This is a genomic window from Pararhizobium sp. A13 (assembly GCF_040126305.1).
GTDB lineage: Bacteria > Pseudomonadota > Alphaproteobacteria > Rhizobiales > Rhizobiaceae > Pararhizobium.
Genome location: NZ_CP149510.1, coordinates 338,270 through 357,487, shown reverse-complemented (window position 1 = coordinate 357,487; position 19,218 = coordinate 338,270). Strand labels below are relative to the sequence as shown.

Genomic DNA, 19,218 nt, shown 5'->3' with positions numbered 1-19,218 from the left:
GCTGTCCTATGCCAGCAGGGCCTTCGGGAACGCGGTCCGGATAATCTCCGGACCGGTCCCAAGGTTGGTAGTGTGGCCACTCTGGAGCAGCAGATGCGCGATTTGACGAATTGGACCGGCTGCCCGGCCCCAAAGCCGGTGACACTCGACGGCCGCTATGTCCGCATCGAGCCTTATGACCGCGCAAAACATCTGGCCGCGCTGTGGCAGGCCTTTGGCGGGCTCGATATCAACGCGCGCCTCCAGTATTTCTCGCAGGACGATTTTCGCGGCGTCGAGGATTTCGATGCCTGGCTGACCACTGTCCAGAAATCCGGCTGGATCACCGAAGTCTTCCAAGACAAGGCAAGCGGCGATGTCGTCGGCATGGCCAATTACATGCGGCCTGATCCGGCAAACGGGGTGGTCGAAGTCGGCGGCGTCGCGCATTCCTTCACGATGGCTCGCTCGCCGCTCTCCACCGAAGTGCATTACCTGATGGCCAGGCATGCCTTCGAGGATCTCGGCTATCGCCGCTACGAGTGGAAATGCGACAACCGCAACGAAGCGAGCAAGAAGACGGCCAACCGCCTCGGCTTCACCTTCGAAGGGGTTTTCCGCCAGCATATGATTTCCAAGCGGGCAAACCGTGACACAGCCTGGTTTTCGATGATCGACGGTGAATGGCCGGTGCTCAAGTCCGCCTTCGAGGCTTGGCTGTCGCCGGATAATTTTGCGGCCGACGGAACACAGAAACGTAGACTCGAAGATATTCGCGCGGCGATCGCGCAGAAGGAGACGGCATGACCGCGCCGGAAAAGAAAGACCGCTCGCCGGCCATTGCCGCCGCCATCATCCTCATCGTCGTCGGTTTCGGTTTCTTCATCCTGCCGAAGATCATGCTTTCGCTCGGTGATATCTCGCCGTGGCTGGCGGCCGTCGTCGGCGCACTGTTCGTGCTCGGCTTCTTCCTGATCTTCTGGCTGCGTGCCCGTCATCAGCGCCGGCGCGGGCTTTAAAAGTTCGAGCCTAGCCCTGTAGCGACGCCCCGAGCAGCACGACGCCCAGCACCAGCACCAGCAGCGCGCCCGAGATTTCGATGCCGTTGCTGATCCGCATCGCCGCGTTTCCGCCTGAGGCATAGCGCACGGCCAGGTCCTTGGCGGTTACAGCCAACGTTGCCAGCGCCGAGACGGTGATGGCAGTGCCGATCGACATGGCGAAGACCGACAGCACGCCGCCGAGATAAAGCCCGTTCAAAAGCGCGAAGCTCAGGACGATCAGCGCGCCGGAGCAGGGCCGCAAGCCGACGGCGATGATCGCCGACCAGGCTTCCCGCAGCGCGAAGCGATCGCCCTTCAGCATCGACGGATCGGGCGCATGCGCATGGCCGCAGGTGTCGCAGACCTCGCCCGGCCGATGGCTGTGGCCGTGATGGTCGTGGGAATGATGCGCGTGGTCGTGGTGGTGTCCATGATCGTGCTCATGGGCGCTGTGACCATGATGGGCATCCTGCGCCAATGCCGGTGCTGGTCGACGCTGCCGCAGCCCACGCAGCTTGCGGAACAGCAGCCAGCCGCCGAACGCTGCGATCAGGGCGTAGCTGACTATTTCAAGAAAATGCGTCGCCTGCGTCATCGAGATCGAGGAACCACGCAGCACGAGATAGGCGGCGCCGACCAGCAGGATGGCAACGCCGCCTTGCATCATCGAGGAGAGAAACGACAGGAGCACGCCGCGCTTCAGCTCGGTCTCATTGGCAATCATGTAGGAGGAGATCACCGCCTTGCCGTGGCCGGGGCCGGCGGCGTGAAAAACACCATAGGCGAAGGAGAGCCCGATCAGCGACCAGAGCTGCCAGGGGTTCTCCCGCATGCCTTTGATCGCTTCCGTCAGCGTATGATAGAAGCGCTGCTGCTCCATGTTCACGAAGGCGAAGAAACCGCCGAAGATGCCCGTCGTCTTGAAGGCCGGCTCGGCCGTGCCGATGCCGAGCGGCGACTGGGCATGGGCCAGAGCGGCGCAAGCGACCGACAGCGTCAGCGCCAGGCCCAGCAGGTGCACGGTTCTACGCATCGTCAGCATTTGAATTCGATCCTCGTCGCAAACATCTTCGACATGTCGGTCCCCGTCGGGTCGTTGAAGAAGGCGTCCGTCAGGCTCGCCTGATTCTGAGCCAGCACCTCATCGGGGTCGGGGCGGACCACCTTGTGTTCGCAGGCCTTCAGCTGATCGCCGACCGGGACAAGGTCCTCATCGGTCGGGAAGTCCATCGCCGTATACATAGTCGGATCGTAGACCCCGAACGACAGGGTGCCCTTGAGCGGCATCGCCTCGGCCGGCTTGACGGCGAACATCAAAAGCAGCTGGCCGTCCTTGTAGTCGGCGGTGATCGCATCAGGTTTGTCGACCTTGATGGTTTTGCCGTTGTCGCTGATCGTCGTGTAGTAATTGTATTCTGCCAGCGAATCGAGAACGGTCTGGCCGACCTCCTGCAGCTCGTCAGGATCGAGCTGCGCGTTGGAGTTCTTGTCGAAATCCATCACGACACTGGATGAAAACAGCTCGTCGAACCGCCAGACGTTGCGCAGTTCGGTGATCTGATTCGAGCCGTCCGCAACGATCTCCAGCCGCGCTTCCGCAAAGATATGCGGGTGGGCTAGCGCAGCGCAGGGGGCAAGACAGGCCGCGACCGCCAGGATCAGGGACAATGGTTTCATGGTGTCGTGCTTCCCTTCGCAATACCGGCGCAGCCGATACATCATGCAATGTATGCCAAATGGGACGGAATTGGGACTTTCCGCCTGCGGCAAAGTCGTCAATTTCCCGTGTTCTTGCGGAACCAGTTGTACAGGAAATCGACGAAGGTCCGCACCTTCGTCGGCAGGTAGCGCCGATGCGGATAGATCGCATAGATGCCGCGGTCCTTGGGAAGATAGGTCTCCAGGATCGGAACCAGCGTGCCGGCAGCAATCTTCGGCCGGGCGATGAATTCCGGAACGCCGGATATGCCGATGCCCGATTCGGCCGCGCGCACGGCGGCAAGCGGGCTGTTGACCTCGATCGGCCCGCCGACAGGCACGCTGAACGTGGTGCCGTCCGGTTCGACGAAGCGCCAGTTGCTGTAGGAGCGGCCGTTGGTATCGATGATGCAGGCGTGCCGTGACAGTTCGGACGGGTGGTTGATCGGCCCGGTCTTTTCGAGAAACTCCGGCGATGCGCAGATCTGCACCTGGAAGTCGTCCAGCTTGCGGGCGATCAGCGTCGAATCCTCCAGTTTCGTGATGCGGATCGCGACGTCGAAACCCTCCTCGACCAGGTCGACGAAGCGGTCATCGGAGACGATTTCCAGCGACAGTTCCGGATGCGCCTTGCCGAAATCGATCAGCGACTGGCCGATCTCGGCATCGACGAAGGTGCGGGGCGCGGAAATGCGCAGCCGGCCCTTGAGGTCCGAATTGCTGGCGCGGACGAGGTCGGCGAGGTTGTCGATCTCCTTGAGGATTTCCGACGCCGTCCGATAATAGGTGTGCCCGGCCTCCGTCAGCGAGAATTGCCGGGTGGTGCGGTTGAGCAGCAGTGCGCCGAGTTCGTCCTCGAGTTCGCGCACATATTTGGAGAGCAGCGCCTTCGAGCGCCCGACGCGCCGGGCGGCGGCGGAGAAGCCCTCGGCATCGACGACATCGATAAAGGCGCGAATGCGGGTCAAGGTATCCATAGGTCCATCATTCCCTTTTTCATCTGTGGCCGCGGCGATCCGTATTCGATTCGCGCAGCCGACAGTCCGGCGTCTTCATCTCTCACATGCCCTTCTCGTGCCCTGCAGCAAGCTGAAAAGAACGGGCAAAATTTCCAAAAGGAAGTCAATTGGAATCAATGGCTTGGCCCGGGAAAACCGAGACATTTCATTGTTCAATAAATATGAACGGAATAATTGTTTCCGTCTCTGGAAAAAATTCAACCGCCAAATCGAAAAAACTCTTGATTACGACAAGGTTTTTTCTTATCTCCGCTGCAGCCCAAAGTCGCACGTGCCCATGGGTGTCCGCCGAACCCTCGAATTGGTGAGGAAATCGGTAAGGTACCTGGAATTAACCCCTCCAGTCGCTATTCCGGCCAACCGGAAAATGCGAGGACATCTGAAGCAACGACGGTGCGGGCCTTTTTGTTCTCTCCCTGCTTTCCATCAGCGGGGGTTACTGAAGAGGCACACCTTCATTGCCGGAAGTGCGGTAGGGTTCTCCCTCCAATCAATGGCAGACAAAGCCGAACAAAGCTCTTGGCGGGGCGTTGTTCACCATCCGCGCATCGTGCGCATGTCTGGTCCCGGGGTCTCCACCGGCTGGTACCAGGACGTGTTCGCGTATGCCCTTTGTCCTCCGGCTTTCCGGAGCCTAACAGATTGGGGAATACCATGACGACTGCACGCATCATCGACTTCTTGAACACCCGACGTCCCGAAGGCCCGTGCCTTGTAGTTGACCTCGATGTCGTGCGCGACAATTTCAAGGCTTTCCGCCATGCCCTGCCGGACAGCTCCATCTACTATGCCGTCAAGGCCAACCCGGCGCCGGAAATCCTGCGCCTTCTCGCCAGCATGGGTTCCAACTTCGATTGCGCGTCCGTCGCTGAAATCGAAATGGCGCTTGATGCCGGCGCGACAGCCCAGCGCATCTCGTTCGGTAACACGATCAAGAAGGAACGCGACGTCGCCAAGGCGCATGCGCTCGGCGTTTCGCTCTTTGCCGTCGACAGCCACGAGGAAGTCGAAAAGGTTTCCCGCGCGGCTCCGGGCGCACGGGTGTTCTGCCGCGTCCTGACCGATGGCGAAGGTGCCGAATGGCCGCTGTCGCGCAAGTTCGGCTGCGTCCCGCAGATGGCCGTCGACGTTCTCGTCTATGCCCATCAGCTCGGCCTTGCCTCGCACGGCGTCTCGTTCCATGTCGGCTCGCAGATGACCAAGGTCGATGCCTGGGATTCGGCCCTTGCCGATGCCAAGCGCGTCTTCGTGCAGCTGGCAAAGCAGGGCATCGAGCTCAAGATGGTCAACATGGGCGGTGGTTTCCCGACCAAGTACCTGCGCGACGTGCCCTCCGCCGAAGCCTACGGCAAGGCCATCTTCGGTGCGCTGCGCAAGCACTTCGGCAACAACATCCCGGAAACCATCATCGAGCCGGGCCGCGGCATGGTCGGCAATGCCGGTGTGATCAAGTCGGAAGTCGTCCTGATTTCGAAGAAGTCGGACAACGACAACCACCGCTGGGTCTTCCTCGACATCGGCAAGTTCGGCGGTCTCGCCGAAACCATGGACGAGGCGATCCGCTACCCGATCCGCACCGCCCATGACGCCGACGAAATGGAGCCTTGCGTTCTCGCCGGCCCGACCTGCGATTCGGCCGATGTGATGTACGAGAAGAACATGTATCCGCTGCCGATTTCGTTGACGATCGGTGACGAAGTTCTGATCGAGGGCACAGGCGCCTACACGACGACCTATTCGGCCGTCGCCTTCAACGGTTTCGAGCCGCTGAAGTCCTACGTCATCTGACAAGCCTGCTCCGGTTTTTAAAGCCGGAGCAGCAAGTTCACAATTTTTGTTCATCGCCGCTTATCACGGTATTGGGTACGGGAGGCCAAAATGGCCGCTGTTCTTGATTCTGTCCGCGCGTTCTTCGCGCAGAATGCCTTCACCATCGACATGGAAAACCCCGGCGACGTCGTCGCGCGGGAAAACCTGCTCGATCGCGCCATGGGGCCGAACCGCCGCCGCAAGTCGTCGGAAGCGCTGCGCCGCGACCGCGTGCCGGCCGAAGGTTTGGCGCTTGTTGCTCGCGATCCGCACGGCCATGTCATCGGCACGGTGCGCCTGTGGAACGTCGAAGCCGGCGTCAGCCGCGATGGTACGCCGGTCGATGCCCTGTTGCTCGGCCCGCTCGCGGTCGATGCTGCCCATGAGGGCAAGGGTATCGGCGGTGCCCTGATGCGGGCTGCGATCGGCGAGGCGAAGACCCGTGGTCATGGCGCCATCCTGCTTGTCGGCGATGCGCCCTACTACGAGCGCTTCGGCTTCTTCGCCACCAAGGCGCAGCATCTCGTCATGCCCGGTCCGTTCGAGCGCAACCGGTTCCTGGCGCTGGAACTGAAGGACGGCTGGCTGGAAGGCGCTGCCGGCATGCTGGTCGCCAGCGGCCGCAAACTCGCCATGCCGCGGCTGCGCCGCGCCGCCTGACGTTTTCATCCCCGCTGATCCCCGCGCTGAAAAACCGTGTCATTCTTTGATGGTCTTCAGGGCGGGAAACCGGGTTCGCGAACCGGCCTTGCCACCCGGCGTGGTCCGGTCCTGAAGGCGGTGCCGGAGGCTGGGAAAATACTCTGCAATCCGGTGCCGGGCAGGCAGCAAAGCCTGACATGCATACCAACCAACCCAAGCAGTGCCGCTCCGGAGGCCCGACTGTCTCCGGAGCGGGGTTTCGGCATGCCTGAAATTGACAGCGCCGCCCGGATGAACTACACGCCACGGTAACGGGTGAGAGCCCCGGCCGTCCGCAAGCTTTTAAGCTTTTGGTGAAGTCTCTCGTTCCCAATTCGGTCGTCCATCATTGTGGCGTGCGAACGGTGGCAAGGCGGGCTCCCTCCGAAAGACTGCACGCTCCTGTTGGAGACCCCTATGCGCGGATCAATCCCGCTCCCGTCCCTCGATGCCCTGAAAGACCAGGCGAAACGGCTGCGCGCCGGCCTCGCCGCCGAAGGGCAGGATATCACCCACTCGAAATCGCTGGAACTTCTGGCCGCGCAATACGGCTTTCGCGACTGGAACACCCTTCACGCGATGGCCGGCAACCGCCCGCCGCTCAATCCCTGGATGCTCGGCTCCCGCGTCAAGGGCCACTATCTCGGCCAGCCCTTCGAGGCAAAAATCCTCGGCGTCCAGGCCGTCACCGCCCAGCCCGGCCGCTACCGGTTGACACTCGATCTCGACGAGGCCGTCGATGTCGTCACCTTCGACAGCTTCTCGGCGTTCCGAAAGCGCGTCCATTGCACGATCGACGAAACCGGCCGAACGGTCGAAAAGACGTCGAACGGCAGGCCGCATGTCGAATTGATGTGGTGATCATCGCGGGCCCTGGCCCGCGATGCCTACTCGCCGCAGACGAAGATCAAGCGGTAATATCAACCACGCCGCAATCGCCCGCTTCACTACCGAAGGCCAATTGGCGGCCGTTCCTGTTCCAGGCCATGGCGGTGATCGCGCCCTTGCCGGGGCGGCGCAGCAGCACTTCCTTGGCATCGGCGAAGCGCACGACGAGGATCATGCCGTCGGCATAGCCGATCGCGGCGATCTCCTCGATCGGATGGCATGAGACCTGGGTGACCATGATATTGGCGCGGGTGCCGAGTTCGAGCGGCGCCTTGCCCATCGGGCCGTCCTTGGCCTGGAAGGGCCAGACGATGGCGGCGGGCGCGCCGGAGGAGGCGAGCCATTTGCCCTTGGCGGACCAGGATATGGATTTCACCTTGGCGGGATAGCCGGTCATGCGCATGTGGCGCGTCTCGGCGCCGGGCTTGGTGTCGAGCTTCCAGCCGTGCAGGGCATTTTCCTGCATGGTGGTGACGACGAAGCGGCCGTCGGGCGAGAAGGTCACGCCGGTATGGGCGCCCTTCCATTCAAGCTCCGTCGGCTGTCCGGCCATCGCCACCCAGTGGAGCGACACGCCGTTGTAGCGGGCAAGGGCGATGCGCATTCCCTTCGGTGCAAAGGCGATGCCTTCCACCGTCCGCTCCTCGGTAAAATCCTTGACGGTGCCGTCGGCGAGCCGGACATGCGCCGTCTTGCCATAGGCATAACCGACGGCGCCTTGCGGGCCGGCGGCAACCTGCGAGATCCATTTGCGGGGAACGCTGGCGATTTCCGTCGTCGTCCCGTCGAGCTGAACGCGCAGCACCTTGCCGTCCTCGCCACCGGTCAGCAGCGTGTCGGTGGCGTCGTCACGCACGCAGGAGAGAAGACCCTCATGCGCTTCCACAGTCTTGTGGCCATGATCGAGGCGGTGGACGAGGCCGGACGATTCGGCGAAGAACGGCACGTCACCCAAAAAGGCCACGCCTGCGACGTGGCCTTCGAGATCAAGAGGAGCAACTGTCGGCATCAGTGTGCTGCGGCCTCGGCCGGAGCGGCCTCGCAGGCCTTGAAGGTGCGTTCCAGCTTTTCGCGGTCAAGCTCGCGGCCGATGAAGACGAGGCGGCTTTCACGCTTCTCGCCGTCCTTCCACGGACGCTGATGGTCGCCTTCGATGATCATGTGCACGCCCTGGACGACATAACGCTCCTCGTCGCCCTTGAAGGCGATGATGCCCTTGAGCCGCAGGATGTTCGGGCCCTCCGTCTGGGTGATCTTCTGGATCCAGGGGAAGAAGCGGTCCGGGTTCATCTCGCCGCCCCGCAGCGAAACGGACTGCACCGTGACATCATGGATCGGCGAGGGGGCATGGTCGTGGTGATGGTGATCATGATCGTGATGATGATGGTCGTGATCATGGTGGTGGTGATCGTGGTCGCAATCCGGGCCGCACTCGTGATCATGGTCGTGATCATCCTGATCGAGGAAATGCGGATCGTTTTCCAGCGCCCGTTCCAGATTGAAGGCGCCCTGGTCGAGAACCTTCGTCAGGTCGATCTCGGAGCGCACGGTCCGGTGGATGCGGGCCGACGGGTTGATGACGCGGACGGTCGCTTCGATCTTCGCCAGTTCTTCCGGCGTCACCAGGTCGGTCTTGTTCAAGAGTACGACGTCGGCAAAGGCGATCTGGTCTTCGGCTTCGCGCGAGTCCTTCAGGCGCAGCGGCAGGTGCTTGGCGTCGACCAGGGCGACGACGGCATCGAGCTCGGTCTTGGCGCGCACGTCGTCGTCCATGAAGAAGGTCTGGGCGACGGGCACCGGGTCGGCAAGGCCAGTGGTTTCGACGATGATCGCATCGAAGCGGCCCGGGCGGCGCATCAGGCCTTCGACGACGCGGATCAGGTCGCCGCGCACGGTGCAACAGACACAGCCATTGTTCATCTCGTAGATTTCTTCGTCGGACTCGACGATCAGGTCGTTGTCGATGCCGATCTCGCCGAATTCGTTGACGATGACGGCGTATTTCCGGCCATGGTTTTCGGAAAGAATGCGATTGAGCAGCGTCGTCTTGCCGGCGCCGAGATAGCCGGTGAGCACGGTAACGGGAATCGGCTTGGCTGTGGATGCTTCGGTCATGGGAAAACCTCGAGAAATTCGGATGCGTTCGGCATCGGGTTCGTGCTGATATAGGAGATCGAACGCGCCAGCGCAAATACCAGACCCGGATTCTTCAGGCTGTTTTGCCGCATCGATAGTTTGTGTTGAACGCACGCCCGTTGCTACCGAAGGCTCGACGGATCGAAAGCCGCGACATCCTCCAACAGTTCGATGATCCCGGAAACGGCGTGGGCGATCAATTGCTCGCCTCGCTCGGCCGTTGCCGCTGCAGCGTCGCCGGCCACGCCCATTTCGTTGAGATCCGACATCTTCCAGCCGAAAGCATGCGGACCATAGGCGCGCAGGTGTTTGTAGCGTTGGGCAAAATCGCTCTGGCGGGAGCCGAATCGCGCCGCTTTCGCCATGTCCACCCTCTCTGGATGGAGCGCCAGCATCACCGACGTCTCGATATCGCCGCCGTGAATATCGATCGCCTTGTCTTCCGGCCTGATCCAGCCGTCGGGCTGCCCGAAGCGCGTCCAGCTCGTTGCGACCGCCAGCATGTTGAACCGCACCCGCGCTTCCGTTGCGACGATGGTCATGAGCGACGCGTTGCCGCCATGGGCGTTCAGCATGACGAATTTGCGAATGCCCTGGCCGTGGAGGCCTTGCGCGATCGCGAGCCATCGCCCCACGGCTTCGTCGTAGGAAAGCGACTGCGTACCGTTCACATCCATGTGCTCGATCGAATAGCCGACCGGTTCCGCGGGCAGGAAAGTCACGGGCAAAGCGGGCGGCAATCGCGAGATCAATCGCTCGACCAGTCCCTGTGCAATCAGCGTGTCGGTGTCGAAGGGCAGGTGCGGCCCATGCTGTTCGTGTGCGCCCAGCGGAAGCACAGCGATCCAGTCTTCCCGGGCAACGGGCGGAAGATCGGAAACATTGTCTTTCCAACGGGGTGCCGGGAACGTCATGCTTTGTTTATGCCTTTCGGTTGTACTTGCGGCGGGGGTGTTATTCGAGTCATACAGTGGAAGAGTGGCCGTGCAAGAAATTTGGTGGAGGACCGATGGGAAAGAAGAGCAAGGCCGAGAAGAAAACCAAGGGCGGCAAGAAGAAGAACCACGACGTCGCCGTCGAGGCGCAGGATCTTGCATCCGTGCTGGTGCAGGCGGCGCGCTCGATGCGCACCGTGCTGTCGCGTAATCTACTCGAAAGCGGCCTTTATGCGGGCCAGGACGGCGTGATGCTGGCGCTCGCCGAAACCGATGGGCTGACGGCAGGCGTGCTGGCAATGAAGCTTGGCGTCAAGGCCCCGACCATGACCCGCACGATCGGCCGGATGGAGGCCCAGGGCTTTCTGGAACGGCGGGCTGATGACGAGGATGCGCGGCTGACCAAGGTCTACCTCACCACAAGCGGCCGCGACCGGCTCCAGACCATCGCTGCCGCGGGCAAAACCTCCGAAGAAATCGCCACCAAGGGCCTCAGCGAAAAGCAGATCAAGACGCTGATGAAGCTGCTGCGCGCCGTCGACGGCAATCTCCAGAGCTCCGACGCGGCGGAATAATTCTGAAGAACGCGCCACAATTTGGCGATTGCAGTGCTAATTTAAACAGTTTAAAGAGGATTTAAAAATACCGGTGTCTAACCGGGCAACTGAAGGGGGAAACGTGGCGCAGAAGATCAAGCTCTCAACCATTGCCGAAACGCTTGGGGTCTCCACGGCGACCGTTTCACTGGCATTGCGCGACAGCCCGCTCGTTGCCGCCATCACCCGCGACAAGATCAAGGACCAGGCGCGGGCGCTCGGCTATATCTACAACCGCCGCGCCGCCAGCCTGCGCACATCCCGCTCCGGCATCATCGGCGTCGTCGTGCACGACATCATGAACCCCTTCTACGGCGAAATCCTCAAGGCCATCGAGGCAGAACTCGATCGCGACCGGCAGACGTTCATTCTTTCCAATCACTATGATTCCGTCGAAAAGCAACGCGCCTTCATCGAGACCCTGCTGCAATTGGGCGGCGACGGCGTCATCATGTCGCCGGCCATCGGTACGCCGCCGGAAGATATCCAGCTTGCCGAAGACAACGGCATGCCGGCGATCCTGATCGCCCGCTCGATCGAAGGCGTCGACGTGCCGATCTTCCGCGGCGACGACGCCTATGGCATTTCGCTCGCCACCAATCACCTGATCAGCCTTGGACACCGCGTCATTGCCATGGTCGGCGGCACGGACCAGACGTCGACCGGACGGGACCGCTACCAGGGTTATGTGACGGCATTGCGCAAGGCCAATATCGATGTCGACCCCGACCTGCGCATTCCCGGCCCCCGCTCCATGCAGGGCGGTTTCGAGGCGGCGGTGCATCTGCTGTCCCTGCCGCAAAAACCAACCGCGGTCGTCTGCTGGAACGATCTCGTCGCCATCGGCATGATGAACGGCATCGCGCGCGCGGGCCTCGTTCCCGGCCGCGATGTGTCGGTCACCGGCTACGATGATCTCGAGGAAGCGTCGATCTCCACGCCCGCATTGACCACCGTCTGGAACGGGCAATCGGACGTGGGCCGAAGTGCTGCGCGCGCCCTGCTCGACAAGCTCAACGGCAGCCACGAGCCGGACGGCATCCACCTCATCAAGCCCGAAATGCGGATCCGTCAGTCGACCGGCCCGCTTCGGTCGCCTTCAACCGAATAATCCGATCCGATCCCGGAAGGAGCGAAAGATGCCGCAAGGCCGTCCCCGTATTCTTGTGCCCGGAAGGATGAGCAAGCGTGTGCTCGATCGTCTGCCGGATCACTTCGAGCCGGTCTTTGTCTCGGCGGCTGATCCCGCGCTGGTCACCGCCGACATGGCTGCCGGTGTCTCCGGAGTTGCCGTGCAGGGAAAAATCCCTACCGATTTCATCGATGCCCTGCCGAACCTCGAAATCGTCGCCAATTTCGGCGTCGGCTATGACGGCGTCGATGCCGGACATGCGGCGAAGCGCGGCGTCGTCGTCACCAACACTCCGGATGTGCTGACGGAAGAAGTGGCGGATACGGCGATCGGCCTGCTTATCAATACGGTGCGCCAGCTTCCTGCCGCGGAGCAGTGGCTGCGCCAGGGCCGCTGGGCCAAGGAGGGCGCCTTTGCCCTGTCGCCGCTGACGCTGCGTGGCCGCACGGTTGGTCTCTATGGGCTCGGGCGCATCGGCCTGGCAATAGCCAGGCGCCTCGAAAGCTTCGGGGTGTCCATCGCCTATCACACCCGCACGCCGCGCGAGGGGCTTGCGTATGGGCACTATCCGACGCTGAAGGGAATGGCCGAGGCCGTCGATACGATCATCGTCATCGTGCCGGGCACCGAGAGCACCCGCAGAACCGTCAATGCGGAGGTTCTGCAGGCCTTGGGGCCGCAAGGTGTCCTGATCAATGTCGGGCGAGGCGCGACCGTGGATGAGGCCGCCCTTGCCGACGCGCTGCAGCGCGGTGTCATCGCCGCCGCTGGCCTCGATGTGTTCGAATACGAACCCCATGTTCCAGACGCTCTGTTGACGCTGCCGAACGTGTCGCTGCTGCCGCATGTCGGCTCTGCCTCGCAGGCGACACGCAACGCCATGGCCGACCTCGTCGTCGACAATCTCATCGCCTGGTTCGAGACGGGCGCTGCGCTGACGCCGGTGGACGAGACGCCGTTCAAGCGCAGGACCGCTTAACGGGCCAGATCTGTCAGGCCTTCGCCTTCGAGGCCGCGTAGGCACGAACCGCGTCGCCGAAAGCCTGAAACAGGGTCGATGACGGACCGTCCTGGCCGACCCAGTATTCCGGGTGCCATTGCACGCCGACGGCAAAGGCCTTCGCGTCGATCACCGACACGGCCTCGATCGTTCCGTCTTCGGCGACGGCCTCGACGGCGAGACGCGGTGCCGCCTCAGAGATCGCCTGCCGATGCAGCGAATTCACCTGCACCTCGCCGGTACCGAGAACGGAAGCAAGGCAGCTTCCTTCCTTGACGATGACCATCTGGCGGATGCCGTAGGCGATATCGAGTTCCTGCACGTCCGGCTTGCGGTGATCCCAGATGCCGGGCCTGTCCTGGATTTCGCTCGCCAGCGTGCCGCCCAGCGCGACATTCAGTTCCTGTATGCCGCGGCAGATGGCCAGCAACGGCACGCCGCGCTCCAGCGCCCGCCGGATCAGCGGAAGGCTCGTTGCGTCGCGGCCCGGATCGAACGGCCCGTCCGCTTCGGTGGCTTGCTTGCCGTAGAGCGACGGATGCACATTGGTGCGCGACCCACTGACGAGCACGCCGTCCACACGGTCGAGAATATCATCGGCGTCGTTGCCGGTCTCGAGCGCCGGCACCAGGAATGTCATCACACCGGAGCCTTCGACGGCGGCGCGGACATATTGATGCGGCGTGGCATGCCAGACATTGCCGTCGAAGGCCCTGAAATCGGCCGGTATGGCAACAACGGGTTTGCGCATTGCGGGTCTCCATCTGCGGCTTCGGTCCGTGGTCTCGCCGACTCGAAGCCTCGTTTTGCGTCCTCTTGCCATTGCTCTCAGGCGCCGGGCAAAGTCAACTCTGCTCGTCGGGTGGCGAGCAATATGCGGATTGGGAATGGGGGATCGAGCCCTCTCAGCTATGTGGAGACGACTTGGCAGGCCGCGCAAGGAGACGACGTGTCGCAGGCATGGTACCGCTGAACCATTGCGTCGTGCTCCAACGGCTTGTTGCAAGGATTTTCATGATGCGCTGAAGCGTAGGCTATTCTTTCCGGGTGTGAGGGTACCGCTCAGGAGAAACTCTGTGTTTTGAAACGGCAGTTGGATGCGAAGCACCCGGATCCAGGTTTCGCGCGTTACGCCTTGGACTTCGATCTCGTATTCGCCCGGCTCGTTTGGGAGTCTGGAAATAATGTCAAAGCGGCATAGAGAAGAAATCCTCTCGCCATTGACGCTGACCCTAACGCCCTGTGCGTCCAAGTCCGAACCTCGCGGAAACAACTCGATGCGTTAGCAGTCTTCGGGTCATCAGACAGCGCGATCCAGACATCACCAACTTGTCGACCCCGCGCAAGTATCGACGCGTCGGATTTCCTTATGCTGGACGGGTCGCCCGTACTCGAATTTGCGCCGGACAGGCGGTCTTTTGCGCTCCATGATGCGGGCACGAGCTGGTCGTCAGGAAGCGGGCTCAAAGTGTAGTCCGAGGGTGCATCTCTCAGGTGCGCGGGCAATGCGGCGATGGCTGGCCAGTCTTCCCACACATCAGGAGAAGGTCTTTGTGCAATTAGCGTCTTACAGTCGCTTCTTTGATAGTCGCACAAAAGCAGCCGATGATGGATGATCACGACATCGCCGCGTTCGCCATGGAGTTCAAGCGGCTGCAATCGAACCCATCGGTTGAAAATCTCTTCGTACTCGGGTGTCGTCACATGTTCGAGCTTCGAACCCATATTGGGATAAATCTCCCGATGGCTTCCCGGCCATACGTGCAGACCGCCGCCGCCGGGCACGACATCCTCCAGATAGTGCAGGGAAATCAATTGCGCGGGGTGGCCTCAATATGCGGCCTGCCGCCAACCTTGTAGGTTATGGATGACGGCAATGGCACGATCGCGTAGAGGCCGCGAACATGAAACTTAGACAAGGGAGAGCCGATAAGCTCCTTCGCCAGCTGGCCGCCGGGACCATCAGACGAAAAGAAGCCGTCGACGACTGGATGATCGAGAAGGTCCCCCTTTTGGAACTGCGTTAAACCGCGACGCGCCTTCAAGTCTGCGATATGGCAGGAATCTGCCAGGTCGCCACTCCACGTCGCCGAATCATCTCGAGACCACTCCGGCGGGAAGCGTGTCCATGTATGATCAACGAGCTTCTCGCAGGTGACAGGATCGACAAAGTTTTTGACATGAAGGAAGCCGTTTCGGGCAAAAAAACTAAGCTCGGCTGCCGTCAGCATTGTGGTTCTCCCACATTGAGATCCATATGAACGTTGTTGCGACACCTAATTACGATTTGTAATAACAATCAATACTCAGCAGCGTTTTAAGATATGCTTCGTTGCCGAGTTTAAAGCTTCCAACAGGTCGAATTTCGTCTGTCGTGCGCAATATAGCGGCGTTTTTTCCGATCGGTCCGTGGATCTATCCTTGTGCCTTCGGCAATAACTCTTCGAGCGGGGGGCTGCGCGAGCGCAACGCTTGGTACGCCGCGCCATGTAGGGGAGGGATCCGGTTGCCGAGTTCGCCGCGTTTCCGTGGCGCCTGCTGCGATGGTTCTCCCTTGTCGGGTTTGAAGCTTAACCCTATCCCTGCTCTCGCTCCACCCCTGGCCCACAGGCTCGGTTCTCGGTTTCCGTTGCGCTCAGCCGTCACATTGTGTAAGGGCAGCTATGCGTAATTGGCAGCTTGCGGCGCGTAGATGCGCATGCAATGAATTTTGAGACGAGGCATGGTGCCCGCGGGCCTGTTAGGTGCGGCGCCATGGTATCCAGGGAGACATGCATCATGGCTGAACATCATTCCGGACCGGTCGAAACGGGCGCTCCGATGGATTACTCCGAACACGAGAAGACCTACACGTTCTTCCTCGAAGCAGCGAAATTTGGAACGCTTTTCTGTGCGGCGCTGCTGATCGCCATGGCGGCCGCTTTCTTCACCACGGCTGGCTTCTTCACCGCGCTCGTGCTGTTCATCCTCCTCAACGTCGCCGGCTTCGTGCTTCTGCGCTGATCGGCTTTCCAAAGTTTTGACGAAGACGGGCACTTGGGAGTGAGGTGCCTGTTTTCCCGTGGCCCGGCGAGTTTCCGGCCCGGAAGAGCATGCGCGCCAGCCGCCAAACGCGATCGGCGCGCGGACATCGAGTGTACGGGATTGGAGGTCTGGCGATTGCCAGGCACCTGAAAACCCGTTTCAGGGAGGAACCTGTGGCAGATACCGTATTCATACCGTTGGAAACCGTGGGTGGCGAAGGGCGTGTCGGCGGGTCGCCTGAGAGCGTCAAGAAGCTGAAGGCGCTTGGTTTCGAGGTTGTCGTTCAAGCGGGTGCCGGGGCCTTGTCGCGGATTCCGGATGGCGAGTTCGAGAAGGCCGGCGCGCGGATCGGCTCTGCTGCGGATGCGGGCGGCGCCGATGTGGTCTTGAAGGTGCGCCGGCCGACGTCGTTCGAGATTGCCGCCTACAAGCCCGGCGCCATCGTGCTGGCGATCATGGATCCCTATGGCAACGGTGAGGCGCTGGCCGAGATGGCGCGGGCCGGCATTTCCGCCTTTGCGATGGAGCTGATGCCGCGCATCACAAGGGCGCAGTCGATGGACGTCTTGTCGAGCCAGGCCAATCTTGCCGGCTACCAGGCGGTGATCGACGCGGCCTGCGAATTCGACCGGGCGATGCCGATGATGATGACGGCGGCGGGCACGGTGCCGGCGGCCAAGGTGTTCGTCATGGGCGCCGGTGTCGCCGGCCTGCAGGCGATCGCCACGGCGCGGCGTCTCGGCGCGGTGGTCTCGGCCACCGACGTGCGTCCCGCCTCGAAGGAACAGGTTGCCTCGCTCGGCGCCAAGTTCATCGCCGTCGAGGACGAGGAATTCAAGGCGGCCGAAACATCAGGCGGTTATGCCAAGGAAATGTCGGCGGAGTACAAGGCCAAGCAGGCGGCGCTGACCGCCGAGCATCTCGCCAAGCAGGACATCGTCATCACCACGGCGCTGATCCCCGGCCGCCCGGCGCCGCGGCTGATCAGCCGCGAGATGCTTAAAAGCATGAAGCCCGGCTCGGTCGCCGTCGATCTCGCCGTCGAGCGCGGCGGCAATGTCGAGGGTGCGGTGGCCGACCAGGTGGTCGAGGTCGAGGGCGTCAAGGTCGTCGGTTATCTGAACGTGCCCGGCCGCATCGCCGCCTCGGCCTCGGCGCTCTACGCCAAGAACCTCGTCACCTTCCTCGAGACCATGGTCGGTAAGGAGACGAAGGCGCTGGCGCTGAATGTCGAGGATGAACTCGTCAAGGCGACGATGCTGACGCATGACGGCGCGATCGTGCATCCGCATTTTGCCCCGGCTGCGGCCGCAGTCACCGCAACAGCTTGAAGATTGGAGAGGACGGCTCTGGCGCTTCGGGGGAAGTGCGGCCGTCCCAGGGAGATGTTTGATGGCCAATGACCTTCTCGACAAGGCGATCGGCGACCTCGACCGGGCGGTCGAAGCGGTGCGCACGGCAGCCGAATACGTGCCGGATGCGGCGGGGGCTGCCGCCCACGGATTGAGCGGCGGCGCGATCGACCCGTTCGTCTTCCAGCTGGCGATCTTCGTGCTGTCGATCTTCGTCGGCTATTACGTCGTCTGGTCGGTGACGCCGGCCCTGCACACGCCGCTGATGGCCGTCACCAACGCGATTTCCTCGGTCATCGTCGTCGGCGCGCTGCTGGCGGTCGGCATCTCGGCCTCCGGCCTTGCCACCGGCTTCGGCTTCGTGGCGCTGATCCTCGCCTCGGTCAACATCTTCGGCGGCTTCCTGGTCACCCAGCGCATGCTCGCCATGTACAGACGCAAAGACAAGTGAGGCGGCCCTGATGTCACCCAATATCGCAGCCTTCCTCTACCTCGTCTCCGGCGTGCTGTTCATCATGGCGCTGCGCGGCCTGTCGCACCCGACCACCTCGCGCCGCGGCAATATCCTCGGCATGACCGGCATGGCCATCGCCATTCTGACGACGCTTTTGCTGGCGACGCCGTCGCTCGGTGGTTTTGTCCTGATCGTCGTCGGCCTGGCCATCGGCGGCGGCGCCGGCGCCTATATCGCCCGCTCGATCGCCATGACCTCGATGCCGCAGCTGGTCGCCGGCTTCCATTCGCTGGTCGGGCTTGCCGCCGTCCTGGTCGCCGCCTCGGCGCTCTATACGCCGTCCTCCTTCGGCATCGGCGAGATCGGCCATATCCATGCCCAGGCGCTGGTCGAAATGGCGCTCGGCGTCGCCATCGGCGCCATCACCTTCACTGGCTCGATCATCGCCTTCCTGAAGCTCGATGGCCGCATGTCGGGCAAGCCGATCCTGCTGCCCTATCGGCATCTCATCAACATCGCGCTTTTGGTGCTGATCGTCTTCTTCATCGTCGGCCTCGCCGCGTCCGAAAGCCGTTTCGACTTCTGGGCGATCGTCGCGTTGTCGCTGGCGCTCGGCGTGCTGTTGATCGTGCCGATCGGCGGCGCCGATATGCCTGTGGTCGTGTCGATGCTCAACTCCTATTCCGGCTGGGCCGCCGCCGGCATCGGCTTCACGCTCGGCAACCTGGCGCTGATCGTCACCGGCGCGCTGGTCGGCTCGTCGGGTGCGATCCTCTCCTACATCATGTGCAAGGGCATGAACCGCTCGTTCGTCTCGGTCATTCTCGGCGGCTTCGGCGGCGACAACGGCGCGGTCGCCAGCGATGACGGCGTCAGCCGCACGGTCAAGCAGGGCTCGGCCGACGATGCCGCCTTCCTGATGGCCAATGCCTCCAAGGTGATCATCGTGCCGGGTTACGGCATGGCCGTCGCCCAGGCGCAGCATGCGGTGCGCGAGCTGGCCGACGCGCTGAAGGCTGCCGGCGTCGAGGTGACCTACGCCATCCATCCGGTCGCCGGCCGCATGCCCGGCCACATGAACGTGCTGCTGGCCGAGGCCAACGTGCCCTATGACGAGGTGTTCGAGCTCGAGGACATCAACTCGCAGTTCGCCCAGGCCGACGTCGCCTACGTCATCGGCGCCAACGACGTCACCAACCCGGCCGCCCGCGACGACAAGACCTCGCCGATCTACGGCATGCCGATCCTTGACGTCGACAAGGCCAAGACCTGCCTGTTCGTCAAGCGCTCGCTCGGCTCCGGCTATGCCGGCATCGACAACACCCTGTTCTACAAGGACGGCACCATGATGCTGCTCGGCGACGCCAAGAAAATGACCGACGATATCGTCAAGGCCATGAACCACTGAGGCCTCGAACGACGCGTTGAGGAACAAAAAATGCCCGCCGGCGAGCGGGCATTTTTGTTGGGGG

Annotated in this window: 21 protein-coding genes; 12 read left to right on the top strand and 9 right to left on the bottom strand. The window is 62.2% G+C overall.

Annotation, left to right across the window (positions count from 1 at the left end; genetic code table 11):
• The first annotated feature begins 93 nt into the window (after nt 1–93).
• Together WI754_RS01765 and WI754_RS01760 are read left to right on the top strand one after the other, a co-directional pair.
• Nucleotides 94–786 carry a GNAT family protein gene (locus tag WI754_RS01765; protein WP_349435917.1) on the top strand — a complete coding sequence of 231 codons (693 nt, stop codon included), beginning with the start codon at nt 94–96 and terminating at the stop codon, nt 784–786.
• Nucleotides 783–998: a hypothetical protein gene (locus WI754_RS01760; protein ID WP_349435916.1), complete on the top strand. Its 216-nt coding sequence runs from the start codon at nt 783–785 to the stop codon at nt 996–998. Before WI754_RS01765 ends, WI754_RS01760 begins: the two co-directional genes overlap by 4 nt.
• A 10-nt stretch (nt 999–1,008) precedes the next feature.
• Here the strand turns inward: WI754_RS01760 and WI754_RS01755 are convergent, their stop codons facing one another.
• The 3 genes from WI754_RS01755 to WI754_RS01745 all read right to left on the bottom strand — a co-directional run bounded on the left by WI754_RS01755 (nt 1,009) and on the right by WI754_RS01745 (nt 3,697).
• Nucleotides 1,009–2,055 (bottom strand): nickel/cobalt transporter, encoded by a 1,047-nt coding sequence (locus tag WI754_RS01755; RefSeq protein ID WP_349437691.1) that lies wholly within the window; start codon nt 2,053–2,055, stop codon nt 1,009–1,011.
• 2 nt (nt 2,056–2,057) lie between these two features.
• Nucleotides 2,058–2,699, bottom strand: a complete 642-nt coding sequence (locus tag WI754_RS01750; protein WP_349435915.1) for a DUF1007 family protein — start codon at nt 2,697–2,699, stop codon at nt 2,058–2,060.
• 98 nt (nt 2,700–2,797) lie between these two features.
• Nucleotides 2,798–3,697: a LysR family transcriptional regulator gene (locus WI754_RS01745; RefSeq protein WP_349435914.1), complete on the bottom strand. Its 900-nt coding sequence runs from the start codon at nt 3,695–3,697 to the stop codon at nt 2,798–2,800.
• A gap of 696 nt (nt 3,698–4,393) precedes the next feature.
• On the opposite strand from WI754_RS01745, the gene odc2 reads away from it, so the two are divergent.
• The 3 genes from odc2 to WI754_RS01730 all read left to right on the top strand — a co-directional run bounded on the left by odc2 (nt 4,394) and on the right by WI754_RS01730 (nt 7,090).
• Entirely contained in the window at nt 4,394–5,527 is a 1,134-nt protein-coding gene (gene odc2 / locus WI754_RS01740; protein ID WP_349435913.1) for an ornithine/lysine decarboxylase, read from the top strand.
• Between the two features lie 90 nt (nt 5,528–5,617).
• A complete protein-coding gene (locus tag WI754_RS01735) occupies nt 5,618–6,208 on the top strand; it encodes an N-acetyltransferase (RefSeq protein ID WP_349435911.1) in 591 nt (196 codons plus the stop codon).
• Nucleotides 6,209–6,646: 438 nt separating this feature from the next.
• Nucleotides 6,647–7,090, top strand: coding sequence for a glyoxalase superfamily protein (locus tag WI754_RS01730; protein ID WP_349435909.1), 444 nt, complete (start codon nt 6,647–6,649; stop codon nt 7,088–7,090).
• Between the two features lie 46 nt (nt 7,091–7,136).
• Here the strand turns inward: WI754_RS01730 and WI754_RS01725 are convergent, their stop codons facing one another.
• The 3 genes from WI754_RS01725 to WI754_RS01715 form a co-directional block, all read right to left on the bottom strand.
• Nucleotides 7,137–8,126, bottom strand: coding sequence for a WD40 repeat domain-containing protein (locus WI754_RS01725; protein ID WP_349435907.1), 990 nt, complete (start codon nt 8,124–8,126; stop codon nt 7,137–7,139).
• Nucleotides 8,126–9,232: a GTP-binding protein gene (locus WI754_RS01720; RefSeq protein WP_349435906.1), complete on the bottom strand. Its 1,107-nt coding sequence runs from the start codon at nt 9,230–9,232 to the stop codon at nt 8,126–8,128. Before WI754_RS01720 ends, WI754_RS01725 begins: the two co-directional genes overlap by 1 nt.
• 143 nt (nt 9,233–9,375) lie before the next feature.
• Nucleotides 9,376–10,167 carry a creatininase family protein gene (locus tag WI754_RS01715; protein WP_349435904.1) on the bottom strand — a complete coding sequence of 264 codons (792 nt, stop codon included), beginning with the start codon at nt 10,165–10,167 and terminating at the stop codon, nt 9,376–9,378.
• A 95-nt stretch (nt 10,168–10,262) separates the two neighbouring features.
• On the opposite strand from WI754_RS01715, the gene WI754_RS01710 reads away from it, so the two are divergent.
• The 3 genes from WI754_RS01710 (at nt 10,263) to WI754_RS01700 (ending at nt 12,895) form a co-directional block, all read left to right on the top strand.
• Nucleotides 10,263–10,763: a MarR family transcriptional regulator gene (locus WI754_RS01710; protein WP_349435903.1), complete on the top strand. Its 501-nt coding sequence runs from the start codon at nt 10,263–10,265 to the stop codon at nt 10,761–10,763.
• Between the two features lie 103 nt (nt 10,764–10,866).
• Nucleotides 10,867–11,895 carry a LacI family DNA-binding transcriptional regulator gene (locus WI754_RS01705; RefSeq protein ID WP_349435900.1) on the top strand — a complete coding sequence of 343 codons (1,029 nt, stop codon included), beginning with the start codon at nt 10,867–10,869 and terminating at the stop codon, nt 11,893–11,895.
• Between the two features lie 28 nt (nt 11,896–11,923).
• On the top strand, nt 11,924–12,895 hold the full coding sequence (locus WI754_RS01700) for a 2-hydroxyacid dehydrogenase (protein WP_349435898.1): 972 nt from the start codon (nt 11,924–11,926) through the stop codon (nt 12,893–12,895).
• A gap of 13 nt (nt 12,896–12,908) precedes the next feature.
• On the opposite strand, the gene WI754_RS01695 is transcribed toward WI754_RS01700, so the two are convergent.
• The 3 genes from WI754_RS01695 to WI754_RS01685 all read right to left on the bottom strand — a co-directional run bounded on the left by WI754_RS01695 (nt 12,909) and on the right by WI754_RS01685 (nt 15,147).
• Nucleotides 12,909–13,667 carry a gamma-glutamyl-gamma-aminobutyrate hydrolase family protein gene (locus tag WI754_RS01695; protein WP_349435897.1) on the bottom strand — a complete coding sequence of 253 codons (759 nt, stop codon included), beginning with the start codon at nt 13,665–13,667 and terminating at the stop codon, nt 12,909–12,911.
• A gap of 377 nt (nt 13,668–14,044) precedes the next feature.
• On the bottom strand, nt 14,045–14,731 hold the full coding sequence (locus WI754_RS01690; protein WP_349435895.1) for a hypothetical protein: 687 nt from the start codon (nt 14,729–14,731) through the stop codon (nt 14,045–14,047).
• Nucleotides 14,728–15,147, bottom strand: coding sequence for a hypothetical protein (locus WI754_RS01685; RefSeq protein ID WP_349435894.1), 420 nt, complete (start codon nt 15,145–15,147; stop codon nt 14,728–14,730). Before WI754_RS01685 ends, WI754_RS01690 begins: the two co-directional genes overlap by 4 nt.
• Before the next feature lie 547 nt (nt 15,148–15,694).
• Between WI754_RS01685 and WI754_RS01680 the strand changes: the two genes are divergently transcribed.
• The 4 genes from WI754_RS01680 (at nt 15,695) to WI754_RS01665 (ending at nt 19,154) form a co-directional block, all read left to right on the top strand.
• On the top strand, nt 15,695–15,919 hold the full coding sequence (locus tag WI754_RS01680) for an aa3-type cytochrome c oxidase subunit IV (RefSeq protein ID WP_349435893.1): 225 nt from the start codon (nt 15,695–15,697) through the stop codon (nt 15,917–15,919).
• 194 nt (nt 15,920–16,113) lie between these two features.
• On the top strand, nt 16,114–17,271 hold the full coding sequence (locus WI754_RS01675) for a Re/Si-specific NAD(P)(+) transhydrogenase subunit alpha (RefSeq protein ID WP_349435892.1): 1,158 nt from the start codon (nt 16,114–16,116) through the stop codon (nt 17,269–17,271).
• A gap of 61 nt (nt 17,272–17,332) precedes the next feature.
• Nucleotides 17,333–17,743, top strand: coding sequence for a proton-translocating transhydrogenase family protein (locus tag WI754_RS01670; protein ID WP_349435890.1), 411 nt, complete (start codon nt 17,333–17,335; stop codon nt 17,741–17,743).
• 10 nt (nt 17,744–17,753) lie between these two features.
• On the top strand, nt 17,754–19,154 hold the full coding sequence (locus WI754_RS01665) for an NAD(P)(+) transhydrogenase (Re/Si-specific) subunit beta (RefSeq protein WP_349435889.1): 1,401 nt from the start codon (nt 17,754–17,756) through the stop codon (nt 19,152–19,154).
• Nucleotides 19,155–19,218: the final 64 nt, after the last annotated feature.

Excerpts from the sequence above, each read along its gene's own strand:
- WI754_RS01765 (WP_349435917.1), top strand. The coding sequence starts at position 94 with ATGCGCGATTTGACGAATTGGACCGGCTGCCCGGCCCCAAAGCCGGTG.
- WI754_RS01760 (WP_349435916.1), top strand. The coding sequence starts at position 783 with ATGACCGCGCCGGAAAAGAAAGACCGCTCGCCGGCCATTGCCGCCGCC.
- WI754_RS01755 (WP_349437691.1), bottom strand. The coding sequence starts at position 2,055 with ATGCGTAGAACCGTGCACCTGCTGGGCCTGGCGCTGACGCTGTCGGTC.
- WI754_RS01750 (WP_349435915.1), bottom strand. The coding sequence starts at position 2,699 with ATGAAACCATTGTCCCTGATCCTGGCGGTCGCGGCCTGTCTTGCCCCC.
- WI754_RS01745 (WP_349435914.1), bottom strand. The coding sequence starts at position 3,697 with ATGGATACCTTGACCCGCATTCGCGCCTTTATCGATGTCGTCGATGCC.
- odc2 (WP_349435913.1), top strand. The coding sequence starts at position 4,394 with ATGACGACTGCACGCATCATCGACTTCTTGAACACCCGACGTCCCGAA.
- WI754_RS01735 (WP_349435911.1), top strand. The coding sequence starts at position 5,618 with ATGGCCGCTGTTCTTGATTCTGTCCGCGCGTTCTTCGCGCAGAATGCC.
- WI754_RS01730 (WP_349435909.1), top strand. The coding sequence starts at position 6,647 with ATGCGCGGATCAATCCCGCTCCCGTCCCTCGATGCCCTGAAAGACCAG.
- WI754_RS01725 (WP_349435907.1), bottom strand. The coding sequence starts at position 8,126 with ATGCCGACAGTTGCTCCTCTTGATCTCGAAGGCCACGTCGCAGGCGTG.
- WI754_RS01720 (WP_349435906.1), bottom strand. The coding sequence starts at position 9,232 with ATGACCGAAGCATCCACAGCCAAGCCGATTCCCGTTACCGTGCTCACC.
- WI754_RS01715 (WP_349435904.1), bottom strand. The coding sequence starts at position 10,167 with ATGACGTTCCCGGCACCCCGTTGGAAAGACAATGTTTCCGATCTTCCG.
- WI754_RS01710 (WP_349435903.1), top strand. The coding sequence starts at position 10,263 with ATGGGAAAGAAGAGCAAGGCCGAGAAGAAAACCAAGGGCGGCAAGAAG.
- WI754_RS01700 (WP_349435898.1), top strand. The coding sequence starts at position 11,924 with ATGCCGCAAGGCCGTCCCCGTATTCTTGTGCCCGGAAGGATGAGCAAG.
- WI754_RS01695 (WP_349435897.1), bottom strand. The coding sequence starts at position 13,667 with ATGCGCAAACCCGTTGTTGCCATACCGGCCGATTTCAGGGCCTTCGAC.
- WI754_RS01685 (WP_349435894.1), bottom strand. The coding sequence starts at position 15,147 with ATGCTGACGGCAGCCGAGCTTAGTTTTTTTGCCCGAAACGGCTTCCTT.
- WI754_RS01680 (WP_349435893.1), top strand. The coding sequence starts at position 15,695 with ATGGCTGAACATCATTCCGGACCGGTCGAAACGGGCGCTCCGATGGAT.
- WI754_RS01670 (WP_349435890.1), top strand. The coding sequence starts at position 17,333 with ATGGCCAATGACCTTCTCGACAAGGCGATCGGCGACCTCGACCGGGCG.
- WI754_RS01665 (WP_349435889.1), top strand. The coding sequence starts at position 17,754 with ATGTCACCCAATATCGCAGCCTTCCTCTACCTCGTCTCCGGCGTGCTG.